Origin of the sequence: Cellulomonas sp. JZ18, from assembly GCF_009720485.1 — a bacterium.
Taxonomy (GTDB): domain Bacteria; phylum Actinomycetota; class Actinomycetes; order Actinomycetales; family Cellulomonadaceae; genus Cellulomonas.
On the sequence record NZ_CP045245.1, the window covers coordinates 1005806 to 1025775 of the forward strand.

Genomic DNA, 19970 nt, shown 5'->3' on the forward strand with positions numbered 1-19970 from the left:
CCCGCGATGTTCGGCCGGGAGCGCATCGAGTACAAGACGCCCGAGCAGGTCGCCGTGATGCGTCGGGCCGGGCTGGTCGTCGCCGACGCCCTCGACGCGGTCCGCGCGCGGATCGCAGCGGGGGCCACGACGGCCGACCTCGACGCGGTCGCCGAGGAGGTCATCCTCGGCGCCGGGGCGACACCGTCCTTCCTCGGGTACCACGGGTACCCCGCGACGCTGTGCGTCTCCGTGAACGAGGAGATCGTCCACGGGATCCCCGGCAGCCGCGTGCTGCAGCCCGGGACGTCGTCTCCGTCGACTGCGGCGCGGTCGTCGACGGGTGGCACGGGGACTCGGCGTTCTCGGTCGTCGTCGGCGACGGCGACCCCCTCGACCACGAGCTGGTCACGACGACCGAGGAGGCCCTCTGGGCCGGCATCGCGGCGCTCGCGCGCAGCGACCGCCTCGGTGGCGTGGGGGAGGCCGTCGAGGAGGTCGTCGAGGCCGCGCACGCCGCGGGGCGCAACGGCGGCGCGCCGTACGGGATCGTGGAGGACTACGTCGGCCACGGCATCGGCACGGCGATGCACCAGCCCCCGGACGTGCCGAACTACCGCACCCGGGACCGTGGGGCGAAGGTCCGGCCGGGCCTGTGCGTGGCCGTCGAGCCGATGCTCGTGCGCGGCGCCGAGGCGAACCGCACGCTCGCCGACGACTGGACGGTCGTGACGGAGGACGGCTCGCGTTCCGCGCACTGGGAGCACACCGTGGCGGTGCTCGAGGACGGCGTCGTCGTGCTCACCGCCCGGGACGGGGGCGCCGAGCGGCTGGGCGCGCTCGGCGTGCAGGTCGCCGCGCTGCCCTGAGGCCCGCGGGCGCGTCTCGTCCGCCGCCCGGCTGCCCGCTCGCCGGGCCGCCCTGCCGGCCCGGGCCGTAGAGGCACGCGCCGCTCCCGAGGTGGGAGAGGCGGCTCGGCCGGGGCGCAGGGGAGCGGTGTGCCGGGCGCCGGTGCAGTGTCCCCGCGGGCACCGCGGCGACGATGGTGCAGGACACACCACCAGCACGCTCTCGATGCCGTATAGTTGCGGGTTGGTTGTGTGCGCCGTCCGGACGACGGGTCGCCCGCGCCGCTCCACACTCTCGGCGAGAGACCCGGAACCCCCGGGGCTCCGGCGGCGCGTGGGAACAGCACGACACGAACGACAGTTAGCGGAGGACATGGCCAAGAAGGACGGCGTCATCGAGATCGAGGGCAGCGTGATCGAGGCGCTCCCCAACGCGATGTTCCGCGTGGAGCTCGCGAACGGCCACAAGGTGCTCGCCCACATCTCGGGCAAGATGCGCCAGCACTACATCCGGATCCTCCCCGAGGACCGGGTCGTGGTCGAGCTCAGCCCGTACGACCTGTCCCGCGGGCGCATCGTCTACCGCTACAAGTAACCCACCCCATCGACACGCCGTCGGCCGGGCTCGTCCGGGCCGGTGCACGGCGGCGGAGGAACACGCGATGAAGGTCAAGCCGAGCGTCAAGAAGATCTGCGACAAGTGCAAGGTGATCCGCCGGCACGGTCGCGTCCAGGTGATCTGCGAGAACCTGCGCCACAAGCAGCGCCAGGGCTGAGCAGCACACCGCACCACACGGCCCGCTAGGGCCAGCAAGCGCATCGCCACTCCGTGCTCAGGGCCCCGGCCCGGCGCACGGCGAACCCCCGGCTCGGAGGCCGGGGCCCGCGGCCCGCGGGAGGACGGTGCGGCAGACCTCCGACGCAGTACAGGAGCCAGCAGGCACATGGCACGTCTCATCGGTGTCGACCTCCCCCGCGAGAAGCGGGTCGAGATCGCGCTCACCTACATCTTCGGGGTCGGGCGCACGCGCGCGCAGCAGACCCTCGCCGCCACGGGCATCAGCCCGGACGTCCGGGTCAAGGACCTGGGCGACGCCGAGCTGGTCGCGCTGCGCGACTACCTCGAGGGCAGCTTCAAGCTCGAGGGTGACCTCCGTCGCGAGATCGCCGCCGACATCCGCCGCAAGGTCGAGATCGGCAGCTACGAGGGCCTGCGTCACCGCCGCGGCCTCCCGGTGCGCGGGCAGCGCACCAAGACCAACGCGCGCACCCGCAAGGGCCCGAAGCGCACCGTCGCCGGCAAGAAGAAGGCCGGGCGCAAGTAAGGCGCCGGCTGGTCGCGCACCGTCGCTGACCGCCACGCCGTCGGCCCACCGACCCGCAGACCCCGAGAGAAGAAGAGATGCCTCCCAAGTCCCGCACCGCCGTGCGCAAGCCGCGCCGCAAGGAGAAGAAGAACGTCTCCCACGGCCAGGCGCACATCAAGAGCACGTTCAACAACACGATCGTCTCCATCACGGACCCGTCGGGCGCCGTGATCGCGTGGGCGTCGTCCGGCCAGGTCGGCTTCAAGGGCTCGCGCAAGTCGACGCCGTTCGCCGCGCAGCTCGCCGCCGAGGCCGCCGCCCGCCGTGCCCAGGAGCACGGCATGCGCAAGGTCGACGTGTTCGTCAAGGGCCCGGGCTCGGGCCGTGAGACCGCGATCCGCTCGCTGCAGGCGACGGGCCTCGAGGTCGGCTCGATCCAGGACGTGACGCCGCAGGCGCACAACGGCTGCCGTCCGCCGAAGCGTCGCCGCGTCTGACCCGTCGACGGCCGGGACCGTGCCCTGCGCACCGGTCCCGGCCCTCGCGCGTCCCCGCCGTCGTCCCGCCCCGCGCGTGACGACGGCGGCGTGAGGACGCACGGCACGACCGGACCACGACCGTCGCCAGGACGTGCGGACCGAGCCACGTCCCGGCCAGCAGTACCTGCGGAGCGTCATATGGCGGACGCCCGCGGAGAGGAACCCCACCGTGCTCATCGCACAGCGTCCCACCCTGACCGAAGAGGTCATCTCGGAGCACCGCTCGCGGTTCTCCATCGAGCCGCTCGAGCCCGGCTTCGGCTACACCCTCGGCAACTCCCTGCGCCGCACGCTCCTGTCGTCCATCCCGGGCGCCGCCGTCACGTCCATCCGGATCGACGGTGTGCTGCACGAGTTCTCGACGGTGCCGGGCGTCAAGGAGGACGTCACCGAGATCATCCTCAACATCAAGAACCTCGTCGTCTCCTCGGAGAACGACGAGCCCGTCGTGATGTACCTGCGCAAGCAGGGCGCGGGTGAGGTCACGGCCGCGGACATCGTGCCGCCGGCCGGCGTCGAGGTGCACAACCCCGAGCTGCACCTGGCCACCCTGAACGACAAGGGCAAGCTCGAGATCGAGCTCACGGTCGAGCGCGGCCGCGGCTACGTGTCGGCGAACCAGAACAAGTCGCTCGACGCGGAGATCGGCCGGATCCCGGTCGACTCGATCTACTCGCCCGTGCTCAAGGTGACCTACAAGGTCGAGGCGACGCGTGTCGAGCAGCGGACCGACTTCGACAAGCTCATCGTCGACGTCGAGACGAAGCCGGCGATCAGCCCGCGCGACGCGCTGGCCTCGGCCGGCAAGACGCTCGTCGAGCTGTTCGGTCTCGCCCGCGAGCTGAACGTCGAGGCCGAGGGCATCGAGATCGGCCCGTCGCCGACGGACGCGGCCCTCGCCGCGGACCTGGCGCTGCCGATCGAGGACCTGCAGCTGACGATCCGCTCGTACAACTGCCTCAAGCGCGAGGGCATCCACACGGTGGGTGAGCTCGTGGCGCGGTCGGAGGCCGACCTGCTCGACATCCGCAACTTCGGTGCGAAGTCCATCACCGAGGTCAAGGAGAAGCTGGCCGAGCTGGGCCTCACGCTCAAGGACAGCCCGCTGGACTTCGACCCCACCGCGTCGGGCGCCTACTACGGGGACGACGAGACCGACTTCGTCGAGGACGAGCAGTACTGACGACCGTTCGCCCGGGCCGCCGCGCGCGGCGGTCCGGCGTCGCCCCTTTCTGATCCCAAGGAGTAGAGACCATGCCCACGCCCACCAAGGGTCCCCGGCTCGGTGGCAGCCCGGCGCACGAGCGGCTGATCCTCGCGAACCTCGCGACGGCGCTGTTCGAGCACAAGCGCATCACGACGACCGAGGCCAAGGCCAAGCGCCTGCGCCCGCTCGCGGAGCGCCTCATCACGTTCGCCAAGCGCGGCGACCTGCACGCGCGTCGTCGCGTGCTGACGGTCGTCCGTGACAAGGGCGTCGTGCACACGCTGTTCACGGAGATCGCGCCGACCGTGGCCGACCGCCAGGGCGGCTACACGCGCATCACGAAGATCGGCCCCCGCAAGGGCGACAACGCGCCGATGGCCGTGATCGAGCTCGTCCTCGAGCCGCTCTCGCCGAAGCAGGCCGTCGTCAAGGAGGCCACGCGCGCCGCCGAGAAGGCCGCCCCGGCCCCCGCCGCGCCGGCCGACGAGCCGGTCGAGGAGCCGACGGCCGAGACCACGGACGAGGCGTCCGCCGACGCCCCGGCCGAGGAGACGCAGGCCGACAAGGCCTGAGCCTCGCCAGCAGCGCCACGAGGGCCCGGACACCGCACGGTGTCCGGGCCCTCGTGCGTCTGCCGGGGCCGGGCGTCGGACCAGGAGCCGTGGCCCCGGCGGCCGGCCGTGCGCCGGGGCGGTGCAGCCGCGGGCGGGTCGGTCCGTGCCGCGTCCGGTGCCGGTCCGGTGCGGCGTGCGCGGGAGGCCGACGTGCGCGTCCGGGGGGCGCACGTCGGCCGTCGTGCTCGTCAGGCTCGGCGACGGACCCGCAGGGAGGCCGTGCCGACGGCCAGTGCCAGGAGCGCCGTGAGGGCGAGCGCCCCTGTCGTCGTGCCGGTGGCGGCGAGCCGGGCGTCCGTCCGGCCGCCGGACGCCGTACCGGACGACGTCCCGGAGGGCCCGGTCGTCGCGGTGCCCGGGACAGCCGCCACCTCGATGGGCACGCCGCCGACCACGCCGCTCGCGGAGCGCACCACGAGCGTGTGCGCGCCCGCCGGGACGTCGGCGGGGAGGTGGACGCGCACGGCCAGCGCGCCGGCCGCGTCGGCCCGCGTCCGCAGCAGCAGCCGTGGTGCGGAGTGCAGCCAGATCTCGGCCTCCTCGTGCGGGTGCAGGCCGACCGCGCGCACGTCCACGGCGCCGCCCGCGGCCGGACGCGCTGTCGACGCGGCGACGTCGAGCCCGCCGGCGACGACGAGCGCGACCTGCGCGGTCGCGCCGGCGCCCACGCCGTTCGCCGCGCGGAGCGTCACCGTGGCGGTACCGGCCCGCACGGGCGTCCCGACGAGTCGGCCGCCCGTGGGCGTGGGCTCCCACGTGACGCCCTCGGGCAGCCCGTCGGCCGTCACGACCGGTGCGGGCCAGCCGTCGGCGGTCACGTCGACGCGCACCGGCTCGCCGCGCACCGCCGGCACGCTGCGGTCCGCCGTCAGGGCGGCCGGGGTCTCGACCTCGACCGTCCACGGCACCTCGACGAGCGGCCCGGTGCCGTTGTCGAGCCGCAGGAGCACGGCGTGCGGTCCCGGGGCGGACGTCGTGCCGCGCAGGTGCACGGCGGCGTCCACGACCTCGACGCGCAGCCCCTCGGGCAGCCCTGCGGCGGTCACCGCGGGGCGCGGGTGCCCCACGACGTCGGCGAGGGCGACGTCCGCCGGTGCGCCGGCACGGACCCGGGTCGTGCCGCCCGTGGCGGTGAGCGTGGGGCGGCTCGTGACCTCGAACGCGAGCACGAGCGTCTGCGTGCCCACGCCGTTGTCCGCCGTCACGGTGACGGGCGGCACGGGCCCGGCGTCGGCCGCGGTGGGCTCCGCCGTGAACGTCGCCGCGGCCGCGTCGAACGTGAGCCAGCGGGGCAGCGGGGACGTCGTCAGGGTCGGTGCCGGGTGGCCGCCGACGGTCAGCGCCCGCGTCGTCCGCGTGCCGGCCGCGAGGGGCCCACCGGTGCCGGCGACGGTCGCGGGGGCCTCGACCACGAGCGCGTACGTCGCGACGGCGGCGGGGCCGACGCCGTTGGCCGCCGTGAGGCGCACGTGCGACGTGCCGGGACCGGTCGGGGTGCCGCGCAGCGCGACGCCCGTGGCCGTGCGCTCGAGCGCGAGCCCGGCTGGGAGGCCGTCGGCGGAGACCTCGGGCTCGGGGTAGCCGGACACGGTCACCGGGACGTCCACCGTGCCGCCGAGCAGCACGCGTCCGCCGGTGGCCGGCGTCAGGCCCGGGGGCTCCTGGACCTCGACCGTCCACGGGACGGTCACGGCGGGGCCGGTGCCGTTGTCGAGCGTGAGGGTCACGGCGTGGCGTCCCGCGGCCGCGGTGGTGCCGGTCAGGCGCACCGTGCGCCCGTCCACCGCGACGTCGAGACCGGCGGGCAGGCCGTCGGCGGTGACCGTGGGCACCGGGTGGCCCCCGAGCGTCGTGAGCGCGACGTCGGCGGTGCCGCCCGCGCGCAGGGTGGTGCTCCCGTGCGCGACGTCGGCGGACGGCGCGGAGCGCACGTGAAGGACGACGATCGCGGACGACCCCACGCCGATCCCGTTCATGGCGGAGACCAGGAGGGTGTGCCGGCCCGCCACCTCGGGTGTGCCGACGAGCGCGACGGTCGTGCCGTCGACCGCGAGCCGGACGCCCGCGGGCTGCCCCGTGAGGAGCAGCTGGGGCGGGGGTACCCGCTGACGGTCACGGGCACGGGCGTGAGCGGCTCGCCCAGCCTCGCCACCACCTCGGTGGGGGCGGAGACGGCCGCGGGTGCGACGACGGTCAGCTGCAGGGTGCGCGTGGCGGCGGGGTGCGCGGGGCCGTTCGCGGCGGTGAGGGTCACCTCGGCCTCGCCGGTGGCGCCCGTGGCACCGACGAGGCGCAGGTCCGCCCCGTCCTGCACGAGGGTGAGGCCGGCGGGCAGGCCGTCGGCGGTCACGGCCGGCGACGGCGAGCCCGCCACCGTGCCGAGCGCGATCGTCTCCCCGAGACCGGCGTGCAGGACGAGCCGGGCCGGCGTGCCGACGAGCTGCGGCGCGGTGGCGACCTCGACGCGCAGGCGTGCGGTCGCCACCGCGCCGACGCCGTTGTCCGCGCGGAGCTCCACCTCGGCGACGCCGGGCGTGCCCGGTGTGCCGACGAGCGCGGTGCCGTCCTCGGCCACGCGCAGGCCCGCCGGCAGCCCGGTCGCCGTCACGACCGGCGCGGGGTAGCCGCCGAGGGTGAGCGGGACGTGCGCCTGCTCCCCGGCCGCGACCTGCACGGACGCCGGTGCGTCGACACGTGCGTGCGCACGCAGCACGAGCGTCACGGCCGCGGTGGCGGGCGCCCCGAGCCCGTTGTCCGCGCGCAGGGTCACCGTGCGCGGCCCCTCGCCGGCCACCGGGGTGCCGGTCAGCCGCACGGTGCCGTCGGCGTCGAGCACGACCGACAGCCCGGTCGGGAGGTTGTCGGCGGTGACCGCGGGCAGCGGGAAGCCCGCGACCCGGCCCAGGACGGTGCCGTCCGCGGGGGCGTCGCGGACCACCGGGACGGACGAGCCGGGACCGGTGACGGCGGCGGGGCGGGTGGCCCGCACGGTGAGCGTGGCCGTCGCCTCACCGGCTGCGTTGCGCGCGGTGACGGTGAAGGGACCGTGCTCGCCGGCGTCGGTCGCGGCGGGCGTGGCGGTGAACGTGCGCGTCGCGGCGTCGAACGTGAGCCAGCCCGGCAGGGCGGGGTCCACCGTCAGCGCAGGGGCCTCGTGGCCCTCGACGTCGAGGACCCAGGCGGTGCGCGTCCCGGTCGGCGCGACGAGCACGGGCGCCGCGTCGGGGAAGACCGGCGAGAGCAGCGCACGCACGGTGACGTCGTGGGTGACGGTCCGCGTACCGGCGGCCGTCACCCGGACGACGGCCGAGCCGGCGGCCGTCGGGGTGCCGGACAGGACCACCTGCTGCCCGCGCACCTCGACCCGCAGCCCCGCGGGCAGGGCGAGCGGGCCGCCGTCGGCGCCGGCGACCGTGACACGCGGCGCCGGGAAGCCGTCCGCCTCCAGCACGTGCTGGGCGTACGTGCCGACGTGCCAGGTGAGGTCCGCCGCCCCGGTCAGCGCCGGGGCGGCGGTGAGGGTCCAGGGCAGCTCGCCGGTCGTCTCGCCGAACGCGTTCCGTGCCGTCACCGTGGCGAGGCCGGTGCCGGCGGCGGTGCGCGGCGCCGTGCCGGACAGCGTCCGGGTCGCGCCCGTGCCCGTGACCGACCAGCCCTCGGGCAGGCCGGTGGCCGTGACGACGGCGTCGGGGGACGCGGAGACCCCGAGCGGCACGTCCAGGGGCGCGCCCGCCTCGCCGGTGACGTCCGTGGGGAGGGTGAGGACCGGGGCGGAGCCGACGACGACGTCGAGCGTCCGCTCGGCGGTGCCGGCGGTGCTGGTCGCGGTGACCCGCACGGTCGACGCGCCGTCGACGGTCGGCGTGCCGGCGATCCGCACGCCGTCGGACGTGGGCGCCGCCGTGACGCCGGCCGGCAGGCCCGCGACCGCCACCGTGGGCGCGGGGACGCCGGTGACCTGCACGTCGAGCGCGACGGGCTCGCCGCGCGGCCACGCCTGCGCGGGCACCTCGGCCACCGCCGGGGGAGCGGTCACGAGGACCGGCACCTCGACGGTGCGGCTCTCGAAGCCGGTGTCGAGCGTGACCCGCACGGTGTGCTCGCCCGGCGCCGTCGGCGTGCCCGTCAGCGCGACGCGCCCGTCGGTGAGCACGACGCGGGTCCCGGCGGGCGTGCCGGTGGCACCGGCGACGGCCGCCACCGGCACGGAGCTCACCGTGCCGAGCGTCGTGTCCGCCGCGACCCCGACCGGTACGGTCACCGGACCTGCGGCCGGTGCGAACGTCACGGGCGACGGGACGACGACGCGCACGTCCCGCTCGGCGACGAGGCTGTTCGCGACGGTGGCGCGCACCCGCACCGTGGTGTCCGCGTACGCGGTGCCGGGGTCGCCCGTGAACGTCACGCGGGTGCTGCGGTCGCCCTTGACGGCTGCCGACGTCAGCCACGCCGGGCCACCGCTCACGCTCACGTCGGGCTCGGGGAAGCCGGTCACCGTCAGGGCCTGCGTCTGCGGACCGGCCGCCGGCCGGAAGACGAGCGGGTCCGCCGGCACCGTCGGGGCCTCGTAGGCGGGCTCACCGGACTCGAACCCGAGGCTCGTGAAGGTCACCGACACGGGGGTCCGGTGCAGCGTCCCGGCGACGCCCAGCCGCAGGCGGGTCACGCGGGTCAGGTCGGCGCCGGCGCCGACCGGGCGCAGCCACGCGGCGTCCCCCTCGTACGCCGGCCGGTAGCGGACGGTGAGGAAGTCGGGCTGCGCGGGCCGGCTGAGGCCGCTGCCCGCGCTCTGCCGCCCGTCGGCGTCCCAGACCGTGACCGAGAACGCGATCGGGTTGCCCTCGACCTGGGGGTGCACGTCCTCGTACTTGAGCAGGATCCGGTCGAGGGTGCCGCCCGCCGTGAGGTCGACCGGGGCCGGGGCGTCCCAGTCGACCCACGTGTTCGCGGTCACGCAGCCGTCGACGCCTGCCTCGACCCGCATGCGCCCGGGCGTCACGGTGACGCTCGAGCCCTGCGACGGCTCGCACGTCCACATGTCGCCCGCGGCCGGTGTGCGGGTGCCCATGCTGCGCCCCGCGAAGTCGTCGACGGTGAACCCGGCCGGCTCGGCCGCGGTCGCGGGCAGCGCGACCGCGGCGCCGCTGAGCGCGAGGACGGCGGTCAGGAGGGCCGCGGTCAGGCGGCCGGGGCGGGAGATGGGCACGGGCGTCCTCAGGTCGGGGCGGTCGCCGCGCCCCGGGCGCAGCGGCGGCGGCCGCGGCACCGGCGGGGAGCGGGGGACGGGGGCACGGTAGGGGCGCGGCCCGGGTGGCGGACAGGGCCGGCGCGCGTCCCGTCCGGATCGCCCCGGTCTGCGTCCACGGCTCGGACGCCACGCCCGCGCTGGGTACCGTCGGCGGCATGAGCGAGGGCAGGACTCCCGTGGTGCTCGTCCACGGGCTGCGCGCGTCCCGCACGATGTGGCGGGCGCAGGTGACGGCGCTGGAGGCGGCGGGGCGGACGGTGGTCGCACCCGACCTGCCCGGTCACGGTGCGCGTCTGGGGGAGCGGTACACGCACGCCGGTGCCGTCGACGCGGTGGCCGCCGCCGTGCAGGACGTCGGCGGTCGGGCGGTGGTCGTCGGGCTGTCGCTCGGCGGGTACGTCGCCATCGCCCACGCCGCCCGGCACCCCGAGCAGGTCGCCGGGCTCGTCGCCGCCTCGTGCTCGACGCGGCCTCACCGTGCCGTCCTGCGCGCCTGGGGTGCGGCGGCGTGGGGCTTCGCACGTCTGCCGGACCGGGGCGCGGCCGTGAACCAGTGGCTCGTGGACCGGACGCTGCCGGCGGAGGGGGCCGCGGACGCCGGCGCCGGCGGCTTCGCGCTCGACGTCGTCGAGGACGCGCTGCGGGAGATGACCGTGGCCCGCCCGCTCGAGGACCTCGGGCGCGTGCCGGCGCCCGTGTGGATCGTCAACGGGCGCTGGGACCACTTCCGCGGCGAGGAGCGGCGCTTCCTCGCCGCCTGCCGGGACGGGCGCCTGGTGGTCGTGCCGCGGGCGACGCACCTGGTGAGCCTGGTGCAGCCGGTCCGGTTCACGCGGGTGCTGCTCGAGGTCCTCGCGGACGTGGACGCCCGGGAGGCGCTCGCCCGGACCGGACGGTCCTGAGCGCGGCGCCCGGCGCACCGTCAGTGCACGAGCGCCCAGGCCCGCACGCCGCCGACGATGCCCGCCTGGTTCGGCACGACGACGACGTCGTCCCCGAGCCGCTCCAGCACGGTCGGCGTGATCGCGCGCGCGTTGCCCCCGCCCAGGTACAGCCGGTCCCAGTGGAACACCGGGCGGAACCCGTCCACGACCCGCCGCACGCGCCGGGACCACAGCCCGTCGCCCAGCCGCGCGCGCTCGGGCTGGCCGACGTAGGCGTCGTACGTGGTGCCCCAGCGCACCGGGGCGTGCGACAGCTCGAGGTGCGGTGCGAGCCGTCCGCCGTCGAACAGCGCCGACCCCAGCCCGGTGCCGAGCGTGAGGACCAGCTCGAGCCCCGTGCCGGACACGACGCCCGCGCCGTGCACCTCCGCGTCGTTGAGGACGAGCGTCGGCACGCCGAGGCGCGCCTCCAGCAGCGCGCGCACGTCGCAGCCCTGCCACGCCGCGACCAGCTCGGGCAGCACGGCCGTGCGGGGGCCCGACCGGGTCACGTAGTGGGGGGTCGCGACGACGACCCCGTGCCGCACCATCCCGGGCACGCCGACCGTGGCGCGACCGGCGGGCGGCAGGTCGGCCGCGATCGCGGCGATCGTGTCCGCGAGGCGCTCCGGCGGCAGGGGGTAGGGCGTGGGCACGCGCACGGCGGGCACGTGCAGCGTGCCGGCGGAGTCGAGCACCGACGCCTTGATCCCGCCGCCGCCGCAGTCGACGGCGAGGGTCCAGGGGTCGGTCGCGGGCGGCACGCCGACCACGGTAGCGCCGCGGCTAGCGTGGGCCCGTGCACAGCGCGGACGAGGCCCGGACCCACGACGCGACGGCCGCGGACGCGCCGTCCACGGCCGTCCGCCTGCGCCTCGACCTCGCCTACGACGGCACGGACTTCAGCGGCTGGGCCCGCCAGCCGGCGCTGCGCACGGTGCAGGGGACGCTGGAGGACGCGCTCGCGACGGTCCTGCGGACCGCGCCCCGCGGCGAGCCGGCACCGCGCGTCACGGTGGCGGGCCGCACGGACGCGGGTGTGCACGCGCGCGGTCAGGTGGCCCACGTCGACGTCCTCCCCGCCGCGCTCGCGGCCGCCCGCGGCCGGTCGGACCGGGACGCGCTCGACGTCCTGGCGACCCGGCTGGCCGGCGTCCTGCCGCCGGACCTCGTCGTGCACCGGGTCACGCGTGCCCCCGACGGCTTCGACGCCCGCTTCGGCGCCCTGCGCCGGCGCTACGCGTACCGGGTGGTCGACGACCCGGCGGCGCGCGACCCCCTCCGCCGTGCGTGGGTCCTGTGGCACCGGCACCGGCTCGACGTCGGGGCGATGGACGCGGCGGCCCGCCGGCTGGTCGGCCGGCACGACTTCGCGGCCTACTGCAAGCCGCGGCCGGACGCGACGACCATCCGCACCCTCGAGGAGTTCACGTGGTCACGCCCGGCGCAGGGCCCGGACGCCGGGCTGGTGGTGGCGCACGTGCAGGCCGACGCGTTCTGCCACTCGATGGTCCGCGCGCTCGTCGGCGCGAGCCTCGCCGTGGGGGAGGGGCGCCGGCCCGTCGACTGGCCGCACGCACTGCTCGTGGGGCGTCGGCGCGAGGGCGGCGCCACGGTCGTCGCGGCGCACGGCCTCACGCTCGAGGAGGTCGCGTACCCGCCCGACCGCGAGCTCGCGGAGCGCGCCGAGCGCACGCGCGCCCGGCGCGGGGCCCACGAGGTCGAGGGCGTGCCGGCGCCGGGCGGCGGCTGCTGCGGCTGACGCGGGACGGCGGGGGGACCCCCGCCCCGTCGGCCGAGGTCGTCAGGCGAAGTCGTCGGGCGAGCGCTCGTCGTCGCCCGTGACCTCGTCGTCGTCCGCGAGGCCCGGGGCGTCGGGGTAGGCGTCCTCGTACTCCTCCTCGATGACGTGCACCGCGGCCTCCTCGGACGTGGCCGCACCGCCGGCGATCCCGGCGTCGACGGCGAACTCGCTCGTGCCGCCGGAGTCGACGGCGTCGCCGTCCTCGACCAGGCGGCCGGCGCGCAGCTCGTCGCGGTCCGCCGGCGGGGCGGCGTCCTGCTGGTCCCACACCTCGGGCTCCTCCTGGGCGACGCGCTGGTCGAGCGTCTCGCCGCGCGCCTCCTCCCAGTGGGTCTCGCCGAAGCGCGTCGACGCCGGACGGTCCCGCTCGGGCGGGACGATCGCCTCGTCCAGCGGGTCACCCGTCCGGCGGTCGGACATCGAGTCCTCGCCGGTGATCTGGTTGCTGTCCCCCTCTGCCCCGAGGGCGGGGTCGGTCCTGGTGGCAGGCGTGTCCTCGCTCATGGCACGACCCAAGCACCGCGGCTGCCGCCCCGCCACAGCAGCGGGCGCCCACCGGCGGCGCGTGCGCCACGGGCGAAATCGGCTGGGGAGCCGGGCGCGCGGGGCGCGAGACTGCGCCCATGGGTCATCTCGAGGTCGCCGGTGTCGGGTGGACGCTGCCGGACGGGCGTCCCCTGCTCGACGACGTGTCCTTCCGCGTCGGCGAGGGGCAGCGCGCGGCCCTGGTCGGCCCGAACGGCGTCGGCAAGTCGACGCTGCTGCGCGTCGTCACCGGGGACGTCACGCCGCACGCCGGTGCCGTGGTGCGCAGCGGCGGGACCGGCGTGATGCGCCAGGAGGTCGGGCGCATCGAGGACGACCGCAGCGTGCGCGACCTGCTCGCGTCCCTCGCGCCGCCCGCCGTGCGGGCCGCCGCGGCCGAGCTCGCGGCGGCCGAGCTGCTGATGATGGAGCGCGACGACGAACCGACCCAGATGCGGTACGCGCAGGCGCTCGCGGACTGGGCCGACGTGGGCGGCTACGACGCCGAGACCGGGTGGGACGTCGTCACGGACGCCGTGCTGTCGCTGCCGTTCGAGCGCGCGCAGCACCGGGACGTGCGCACGCTGTCGGGCGGGGAGCAGAAGCGTCTGGTGCTGGAGGCGCTGCTGCGCGGGCCCGACGAGGTGCTCGTCCTCGACGAGCCGGACAACGCGCTCGACGTGCCCACCAAGCGCTGGCTCGAGGACCGGCTGGTCGAGTCGCCGAAGACGGTGCTGCTGGTCAGCCACGACCGCGAGACGCTCGCGCGCGTGGCCACCCACGTGGTGACGCTCGAGCCGACCGCCGTCGGTGCGCGGGCGTGGACCCACGGTGGGGGCTTCGCGACGTACGCACGGGCCCGCGCCGACCGCCGCGCGCGGCTCGAGGAGCTCGCCCGCCGGTGGGACGAGGAGCACGCGAAGCTGCGCGAGCTGGTCGTCACGTTGAAGCAGAAGGCGGCCTTCAACGACGGCCTCGCGTCCCGGTACCAGGCGGCGCAGACGCGGCTGCGCAAGTTCGAGGAGGCGGGGCCGCCGGTCGTCGTGGCCCGCGACGAGCGCGTGCGGGTGCGGCTGACGGGCGGCAGGACGGCCAAGCGGGCGGTCGTCGCGCAGGGGCTCGGCCTGACGGGTCTCATGCGACCGTTCGACCTGGAGGTCTGGTACGGCGAGCGGGTGGCGGTGCTGGGCTCGAACGGCTCGGGCAAGTCGCACTTCCTGCGCCTGCTGGCCGGTGGTGGCACCGACCCGGCGCCCGAGCACGCGCCGGCGGGCGACCTGCGTCCCGCGCCGGTCGCGCACACGGGCTCGGTCGTGCTGGGCTCGCGGGTGCGGCCGGGGTGGTTCGCGCAGAACCACACGCACCCCGAGCTGGTGGGTCGGACCCTGCTCGACGTGCTGCACCGGGGTGACGGCCACCGCCCGGGGCTGGGGCGGGAGGCGGCGAGCCGTGCGCTGGACCGCTACGGCCTCGTGGCGGCGGCGGAGCAGCGCTACGAGACCCTCTCCGGCGGGCAGCAGGCGCGCCTGCAGATCCTGCTGCTGGAGCTGGCCGGGGCGACCCTGCTGCTCCTCGACGAGCCGACCGACAACCTCGACCTGCCGTCGGCGGAGGCGCTCGAGGCCGGTCTCGCCGCGTTCGACGGGACGGTCCTCGCCGTCACGCACGACCGGTGGTTCACCCGGACGTTCGACCGCTTCCTCGTCTTCGGGGCGGACGGCGGCGTCGTGGAGACGCCCGAGCCGGTGTGGGAGGTCGGACGGGTGGCACGGGCCCGCTGAGGTCCCGCGCGGGCGCGTCCGGCAGGGGCGCGCGACCTGCGCGGTGCCGGCTGTGACGGGTGTCTTTTGCCCTGGCTGCCGCGTGCCGGTACTCTTGTGCTTCGTTGTGCGTCCCCTGTCGCGCACCGGTGACTTCTCACCACCGGGTGCCGATGGCCGTCCTGGTGCGATCCCACTCGCCGGGGCGGGATGCTCCGACAGCCATCCTCGGCCGGTCGCCCCTGCGCGCCCGGCCATGACACGCAACACGAGACAGAGGCCCACACCCGTGCGCACGTACACCCCGAAGCCCGGCGACGTCGAGCGGAACTGGTACGTCATCGACGCGTCCGACGTCGTCCTCGGCCGCCTGGCCAGCCACGTGGCCACGCTGCTGCGCGGCAAGCACAAGCCGACGTTCGCGCCCCACGTCGACGGCGGTGACTTCGTCATCGTCGTCAACGCCGAGAAGGTCGCCCTGACCGGCAACAAGCGCGAGACGAAGCTCGCCTACCGCCACTCCGGCTACCCGGGCGGCCTGCGTGCCACCCGGTACGCGGACCTGCTCGAGAAGCACCCCGAGCGTGCGATCGAGAAGGCCGTCCGCGGCATGCTCCCGCGGACGACCCTCGGTCGTCAGCAGCTGAGCAAGCTGAAGGTCTACGCAGGCCCGGAGCACCCGCACGCAGCCCAGCAGCCGAAGCCGTTCGAGCTGACCCAGGTGGCGCAGTAAGCCCCCGGCTGCTGCGGCAGTGACGAACACAGAACGCGAGGACACCGTGGCTCAGACCACCGTCGAGAACGACTACGAGGGCGACGAGACGCCCACCAGCTACACCTCCGAGTCCGCGGCCCCCGTCGGCCGTGGCCAGTCCCTGACGGCACCGGGCCAGGCGCTCGGCCGCCGCAAGGAGGCCGTCGCCCGCGTCCGCCTGGTGCCCGGCACCGGCCAGTGGACGATCAACGGCCGCGCGCTGGAGGACTACTTCCCGAACAAGGTCCACCAGCAGCTCGTCAACTCCCCGCTGAAGGCGGTCGACGTCGAGGGTCGCTTCGACGTCGTCGCGCGCATCAGCGGCGGCGGCGTCTCCGGCCAGGCCGGTGCGCTGCGCCTGGGCATCGCCCGCGCGCTCAACGCGATCGACGCCGAGCACAACCGCCCGGCCCTGAAGAAGGCCGGCTTCCTCACCCGCGACGCGCGCGTCGTGGAGCGCAAGAAGGCCGGTCTCAAGAAGGCCCGCAAGGCGCCGCAGTACTCGAAGCGCTGACGCAGCGCTCGCTGCCGATGGCCCCGGGGGTCACCCGACCCGCGGGGCCATCGGCGTGCTCGGGGGAGCCGGGGGCGTGCCCGCCTGGTGGGCGGCGCGCCGCGGCGGGACGGACAGGGACGACGACGGCCGCCGTACCGTGGGTGCGGCTGCCCGCCGGGACGAGGGAGTGGTGTGATGGGGCGACTGTTCGGCACGGACGGGGTCCGAGGGCTGGCGAACCGGGACGTGACGGCGGAGCTCGCGCTCGACGTCTCCGTGGCGGCGGCGCACGTGCTCGCGAGCCGCGGCGCCTTCGAGGGGCACCGGCCGCGCGCCGTGGTGGGTCGCGACCCCCGCGCGTCCGGCGAGTTCCTGTCCGCCGCGGTGGCGGCCGGGCTCGCGTCCGCCGGGGTCGACGTCGACATGGTCGGCGTGCTGCCGACGCCGGCCGTCGCGTACCTGACCGGAGCCCGCGGTGTCGACCTCGGGGTCGTGCTGTCCGCGTCGCACAACCCCATGCCGGACAACGGCATCAAGTTCCTGGCGCGTGGGGGTCACAAGCTCGAGGACGACGTCGAGCGGGCCATCGAGGCCCGGATCGGCGAGGACTGGGAGCGTCCCGTCGGTGCCGACGTCGGGCGCATCCGGGTCGACATCGGCCTCGCCGGCCAGCAGTACGTCGAGCACCTGGTGTCCACGATCGGCACGCGGCTCGACGGCCTGCGCATCGTCGTGGACTGCGCCAACGGCGCCGCGAGCGAGGTGGGGCCGGCCGCGCTGCGCGAGGCCGGCGCCGACGTCGTCGTCATCAACGCCTCGCCCGACGGGCGCAACATCAACGAGGACGCCGGCTCGACGCACCCCGAGCCGCTGCAGGCCGCGGTCGTCGCCGCGCACGCCGACCTCGGTGTCGCGTTCGACGGCGACGCGGACCGCTGCCTCGCCGTGGACGCCGAGGGCCGGCTCGTCGACGGCGACCAGATCATGGGCGTCCTCGCGATCGCGCTGCGCGACCGCGGTGCACTGCCCCACGACACCCTCGTGACCACGGTGATGAGCAACCTCGGGCTGCGGCTCGCGATGCAGGCGGCCGGCATCGCGACCGTCGAGACGGCGGTGGGCGACCGGTACGTGCTCGAGGCGATGCGCGCCGGCGGGTACGGGCTCGGCGGCGAGCAGTCCGGCCACATCATCCTCGCGGACCACGCGACGACGGGTGACGGCGTGCTCACGGCGCTGCACCTGGCCGCGCAGGTCGCGGCCACGGGCCGGTCGCTGCACGAGCTCGCCTCGGTGGTCCGTCGCCTGCCGCAGACGCTCGTCAACGTGGCCGGCGTCGACCGTGCGCGCACCGACGACGGTGTGCTGCAGGAGGCCGTCGCCGCGGCGGAGAAGTCGCTCGGCGAGACGGGGCGCGTGCTGCTGCGCCCGTCCGGGACGGAGCCGCTCGTCCGTGTCATGGTCGAGGCCGGCACGCAGGACGAGGCCGACCGGGTGGCGCACGAGCTCGCCGACGTCGTGCGCGAGCGGCTGGCCCTGTGAGGGCACGGTGACGACGCAGGACGCCGCGGCGGCCCGGGCGGCACGTGACGACGCCCTGCGCGCGCTGGTCGCGCAGGTGCTCGAGCGCGCCCGCGCCGCCGGTCCGGACGCGGTGGCCCCCATCGTGCAGGCGGGGCACCCCGCGCTGCGCACGGCGGCGGTGCCCTACGAGGGCCAGCTGGCCGCGGACGACCTCGGCGAGCTGCTCGCCCTCATGCACCGCACGATGCGCGCCGCCCCCGGCGTGGGGCTCGCGGCCCCGCAGATCGGGCTGCCCGTCGCGCTCGCGGTGGTCGAGGACCCCGGGGTCGAGGACGCGGAGGTCGCGCGCGTGCGCGAGCGCGAGCCGGTGCCGTTCCGGGTGCTGGTCAACCCGTCGTACACCGCCGTCGACGACGAGCGGGTCGCGTTCTACGAGGGCTGCCTGTCCGTCGTCGGGTACGTCGCCGTCGTCGCCCGTCCCCGGCGCGTGCGCCTGACGTGCGAGGACGAGCACGGCCGCGCGGTCGACGAGGTCCTGTCCGGCTGGCCGGCACGGATCGTCCAGCACGAGACGGACCACCTGCGCGGCACCCTGTACCTGGACCGCGCGGAGACCCGCTCGTTGGCGGCGACCGACGCGCTGGGCGCACACTGGGCGTCGGAGCCGGCGCCCCGCGAGGCGGCCCGCACGCTCGGGTTCGACCTGCCCGCGTCCGCCGGCTGACGTCCGGGCGCCCGCCCGGGCGCCGGAGGTGAGGCGTGTGCGACCGTTCCTGTTCCTGGGGGTGCGCCCGGAGGACGCCCCCGCCGACGACGAGTACGCCGCGATGCTGCGGAGCACCGGCCTGACCGAGTCGACGCTGCGGCGGGTCCGGCTCGAGGCGGCGCCCCTGCCCCCGGTCGACCTCACCGCGTGGTCGGGCATCGTCCTGGGTGGCGGTCCCTTCTGCGTGAGCGACCCCGAGCACGGCAAGTCCGCCGTGCAGCGCCGCGTCGAGGCCGACCTGGCACGCCTCCTCGACGCGGTCGTCCCGGCGGACACGCCGTTCTTCGGTGCCTGCTATGGCATCGGCACGCTGGGCCGGCACCAGGGCGGGCTCGTGGACCGGACGTACCCGGAGCCGGTCGGCGCGGTGACGGTACGGCTGACGGAGGCGGGGCGCGCCGACCCCGTCCTCGGCGCCGCGCCGCCGGCGTTCGAGGCGTTCGTCGGGCACAAGGAGGGGCTCACGGTGCCGCCGCCCCACGCCGAGGTGCTGGCGTCCTCGGACGGTGCGCCGGTGCAGGCGTTCCGCGTGGGCCGCAACGTCTACGCGACGCAGTTCCACCCCGAGCTCGACGTCGCCGGCCTGACGACGCGGGTCGAGGCCTACCGGTTCGACGGCTACTTCCCGCCGGAGGAGGCGGACGCGGTGCTGGCGGCGGCCCGGGCGAGCGCGGTGCGCGTGTCCGGGGTGCTCGCGGCGTTCGTCCGGCGGTACGCCGGGCCCGGCCTCCACCCGGGGGCCGATGCGCCGGAGCGGGACGCGCACCCGTGGTCGGAGATCGGGTCGGCTCAGGGCTGAATCGGGGGGAAACCCCATGTGCTCGGCGGGACGCGGGCCCTAGCGTGGGATGTGCCGACCTCGCCGGGGGGCGGGGGACGAGGGGAGCACCGACGTGGAGCAGTGGACGCTGGAGCTGGCCGGCTCGTCGTGGATATTCCCCGTCCTGTACGCGTTCGCGACGATCGACGGCTTCTTCCCGCCGGTCCCGAGCGAGTCCGTCGTCATCGCCCTGACGTCGCTGTCGGCGTCGACGGGCAGCCCGGCGCTGTGGCCCGTCGTGCTCGTCGCGGCCCTGGGCGCCTTCACCGGCGACCAGATCGCCTACCAGATCGGCCGGTCCGTGCGGGTCCGGGAGCTGCGCTGGTTCCGCGGCCGTCGCGGGCAGGCGGTGCTCGACTGGGCGGAGCGGGCGCTGGCGACGCGCGGCGCGGCCTTCATCATCGCGGCCCGGTACATCCCCGTCGGCCGGGTGGCGGTGAACATGACCGCGGGTGCGGTGGGCTTCCGGCGGCGCCGGTTCGTCCTGCTCACGGGCATCGCCGCCGTCACCTGGGCGCTGTACTCGACGGCGATCGGCGTCGGGGCCGGACATGTGCTGGGGCACGACAACCCGGTCCTCGGGGTCGTCGTCGGGGTCGTCGGGGGCCTGGTCATCGGCCTCGCCGTGGACTGGGTGCTGCGCCGCGTGACGGGGCTGTCCGCCCACCACGCCGCCCGTGGTGGCGCCCGCGCCGAGGAGTCGCCGGCGAGCGCCGCGGGCGACGACGAGGAGGGTGTCCCGGTGGCGCCCGGCGTCGCGGACACGGCGGCCTGAGCGCGCCGCGGCGGTTCCCGCGCAGCGCGTCGTGGCCGGTCCGGGCCGGTCGAGGTCACGATGACATGACGATCCGGCGCC

The 19970-nt window shown here is 76.2% G+C and carries 19 protein-coding genes and 1 pseudogene; 16 read left to right on the forward strand and 4 right to left on the reverse strand.

Translation table 11 applies throughout. The annotated features are described in order from the left end of the window. Positions 1–6: 6 nt before the first annotated feature. The 7 genes and pseudogenes from map (at position 7) to rplQ (ending at position 4452) form a co-directional block, all read left to right on the forward strand. Positions 7–848 (forward strand): annotated as a pseudogene (map, locus tag GC089_RS04700) (type I methionyl aminopeptidase). 352 nt (positions 849–1200) lie between these two features. Beyond that, positions 1201–1422 (forward strand): translation initiation factor IF-1, encoded by a 222-nt coding sequence (gene infA / locus GC089_RS04705; protein WP_012877432.1) that lies wholly within the window; start codon positions 1201–1203, stop codon positions 1420–1422. Between the two features lie 67 nt (positions 1423–1489). After that, a complete protein-coding gene (gene rpmJ, locus GC089_RS04710) occupies positions 1490–1603 on the forward strand; it encodes a 50S ribosomal protein L36 (protein ID WP_013117849.1) in 114 nt (37 codons plus the stop codon). A gap of 168 nt (positions 1604–1771) precedes the next feature. Continuing rightward, entirely contained in the window at positions 1772–2152 is a 381-nt protein-coding gene (rpsM, locus tag GC089_RS04715) for a 30S ribosomal protein S13 (RefSeq protein WP_155376670.1), read from the forward strand. 77 nt (positions 2153–2229) lie between these two features. Next, a complete protein-coding gene (gene rpsK, locus GC089_RS04720; protein WP_013117847.1) occupies positions 2230–2631 on the forward strand; it encodes a 30S ribosomal protein S11 in 402 nt (133 codons plus the stop codon). Between the two features lie 211 nt (positions 2632–2842). Continuing rightward, complete coding sequence (locus tag GC089_RS04725; RefSeq protein ID WP_155376671.1) at positions 2843–3856, forward strand: DNA-directed RNA polymerase subunit alpha; 1014 nt, start codon at positions 2843–2845, stop codon at positions 3854–3856. Positions 3857–3927: 71 nt separating this feature from the next. Continuing rightward, on the forward strand, positions 3928–4452 hold the full coding sequence (gene rplQ, locus GC089_RS04730; RefSeq protein ID WP_155376672.1) for a 50S ribosomal protein L17: 525 nt from the start codon (positions 3928–3930) through the stop codon (positions 4450–4452). Between the two features lie 230 nt (positions 4453–4682). On the opposite strand, the gene GC089_RS04735 is transcribed toward rplQ, so the two are convergent. Beyond that, positions 4683–6470: a putative Ig domain-containing protein gene (locus tag GC089_RS04735; protein WP_155376673.1), complete on the reverse strand. Its 1788-nt coding sequence runs from the start codon at positions 6468–6470 to the stop codon at positions 4683–4685. Next, positions 6467–9700, reverse strand: a complete 3234-nt coding sequence (locus GC089_RS04740; protein ID WP_155376674.1) for a putative Ig domain-containing protein — start codon at positions 9698–9700, stop codon at positions 6467–6469. Before GC089_RS04740 ends, GC089_RS04735 begins: the two co-directional genes overlap by 4 nt. 197 nt (positions 9701–9897) lie before the next feature. Here GC089_RS04740 and GC089_RS04745 point away from each other — a divergent pair, with 197 nt between their 5' ends. Next, positions 9898–10644 carry an alpha/beta fold hydrolase gene (locus GC089_RS04745; protein WP_155376675.1) on the forward strand — a complete coding sequence of 249 codons (747 nt, stop codon included), beginning with the start codon at positions 9898–9900 and terminating at the stop codon, positions 10642–10644. Between the two features lie 20 nt (positions 10645–10664). On the opposite strand, the gene GC089_RS04750 is transcribed toward GC089_RS04745, so the two are convergent. Further along, entirely contained in the window at positions 10665–11429 is a 765-nt protein-coding gene (locus GC089_RS04750) for an ROK family protein (protein WP_155376676.1), read from the reverse strand. Between the two features lie 104 nt (positions 11430–11533). Between GC089_RS04750 and truA the strand changes: the two genes are divergently transcribed. Next, positions 11534–12427 (forward strand): tRNA pseudouridine(38-40) synthase TruA, encoded by an 894-nt coding sequence (truA, locus tag GC089_RS04755; RefSeq protein WP_230685194.1) that lies wholly within the window; start codon positions 11534–11536, stop codon positions 12425–12427. Positions 12428–12469: 42 nt separating this feature from the next. On the opposite strand, the gene GC089_RS04760 is transcribed toward truA, so the two are convergent. Then, entirely contained in the window at positions 12470–12973 is a 504-nt protein-coding gene (locus tag GC089_RS04760) for a DUF5709 domain-containing protein (RefSeq protein ID WP_230685059.1), read from the reverse strand. A 119-nt stretch (positions 12974–13092) separates the two neighbouring features. On the opposite strand from GC089_RS04760, the gene GC089_RS04765 reads away from it, so the two are divergent. From GC089_RS04765 to GC089_RS04795, 7 genes are all read left to right on the forward strand, one after another. Next, entirely contained in the window at positions 13093–14775 is a 1683-nt protein-coding gene (locus GC089_RS04765; RefSeq protein ID WP_155376678.1) for an ATP-binding cassette domain-containing protein, read from the forward strand. A gap of 268 nt (positions 14776–15043) precedes the next feature. Then, complete coding sequence (rplM, locus tag GC089_RS04770; protein WP_136519195.1) at positions 15044–15487, forward strand: 50S ribosomal protein L13; 444 nt, start codon at positions 15044–15046, stop codon at positions 15485–15487. Between the two features lie 46 nt (positions 15488–15533). Further along, positions 15534–16022 carry a 30S ribosomal protein S9 gene (gene rpsI, locus GC089_RS04775; protein WP_155376679.1) on the forward strand — a complete coding sequence of 163 codons (489 nt, stop codon included), beginning with the start codon at positions 15534–15536 and terminating at the stop codon, positions 16020–16022. Between the two features lie 177 nt (positions 16023–16199). Beyond that, positions 16200–17546 (forward strand): phosphoglucosamine mutase, encoded by a 1347-nt coding sequence (gene glmM / locus GC089_RS04780; RefSeq protein WP_155376680.1) that lies wholly within the window; start codon positions 16200–16202, stop codon positions 17544–17546. A 7-nt stretch (positions 17547–17553) separates the two neighbouring features. Further along, complete coding sequence (locus GC089_RS04785) at positions 17554–18252, forward strand: peptide deformylase (RefSeq protein ID WP_230685060.1); 699 nt, start codon at positions 17554–17556, stop codon at positions 18250–18252. A gap of 37 nt (positions 18253–18289) precedes the next feature. Further along, positions 18290–19093 (forward strand): glutamine amidotransferase, encoded by an 804-nt coding sequence (locus GC089_RS04790; RefSeq protein WP_155376681.1) that lies wholly within the window; start codon positions 18290–18292, stop codon positions 19091–19093. Positions 19094–19187: 94 nt separating this feature from the next. Beyond that, positions 19188–19889, forward strand: a complete 702-nt coding sequence (locus GC089_RS04795; protein ID WP_230685061.1) for a DedA family protein — start codon at positions 19188–19190, stop codon at positions 19887–19889. Positions 19890–19970: the final 81 nt, after the last annotated feature.

What these genes read in the sequence shown, in the direction of transcription:
- infA (WP_012877432.1), top strand. Translation starts at nt 1,201, where the DNA reads ATGGCCAAGAAGGACGGCGTCATCGAGATCGAGGGCAGCGTGATCGAG.
- rpmJ (WP_013117849.1), top strand. Translation starts at nt 1,490, where the DNA reads ATGAAGGTCAAGCCGAGCGTCAAGAAGATCTGCGACAAGTGCAAGGTG.
- rpsM (WP_155376670.1), top strand. Translation starts at nt 1,772, where the DNA reads ATGGCACGTCTCATCGGTGTCGACCTCCCCCGCGAGAAGCGGGTCGAG.
- rpsK (WP_013117847.1), top strand. Translation starts at nt 2,230, where the DNA reads ATGCCTCCCAAGTCCCGCACCGCCGTGCGCAAGCCGCGCCGCAAGGAG.
- rplQ (WP_155376672.1), top strand. Translation starts at nt 3,928, where the DNA reads ATGCCCACGCCCACCAAGGGTCCCCGGCTCGGTGGCAGCCCGGCGCAC.
- GC089_RS04735 (WP_155376673.1), bottom strand. Translation starts at nt 6,470, where the DNA reads ATGAACGGGATCGGCGTGGGGTCGTCCGCGATCGTCGTCCTTCACGTG.
- GC089_RS04745 (WP_155376675.1), top strand. Translation starts at nt 9,898, where the DNA reads ATGAGCGAGGGCAGGACTCCCGTGGTGCTCGTCCACGGGCTGCGCGCG.
- GC089_RS04760 (WP_230685059.1), bottom strand. Translation starts at nt 12,973, where the DNA reads ATGAGCGAGGACACGCCTGCCACCAGGACCGACCCCGCCCTCGGGGCA.
- GC089_RS04765 (WP_155376678.1), top strand. Translation starts at nt 13,093, where the DNA reads ATGGGTCATCTCGAGGTCGCCGGTGTCGGGTGGACGCTGCCGGACGGG.
- glmM (WP_155376680.1), top strand. Translation starts at nt 16,200, where the DNA reads ATGGGGCGACTGTTCGGCACGGACGGGGTCCGAGGGCTGGCGAACCGG.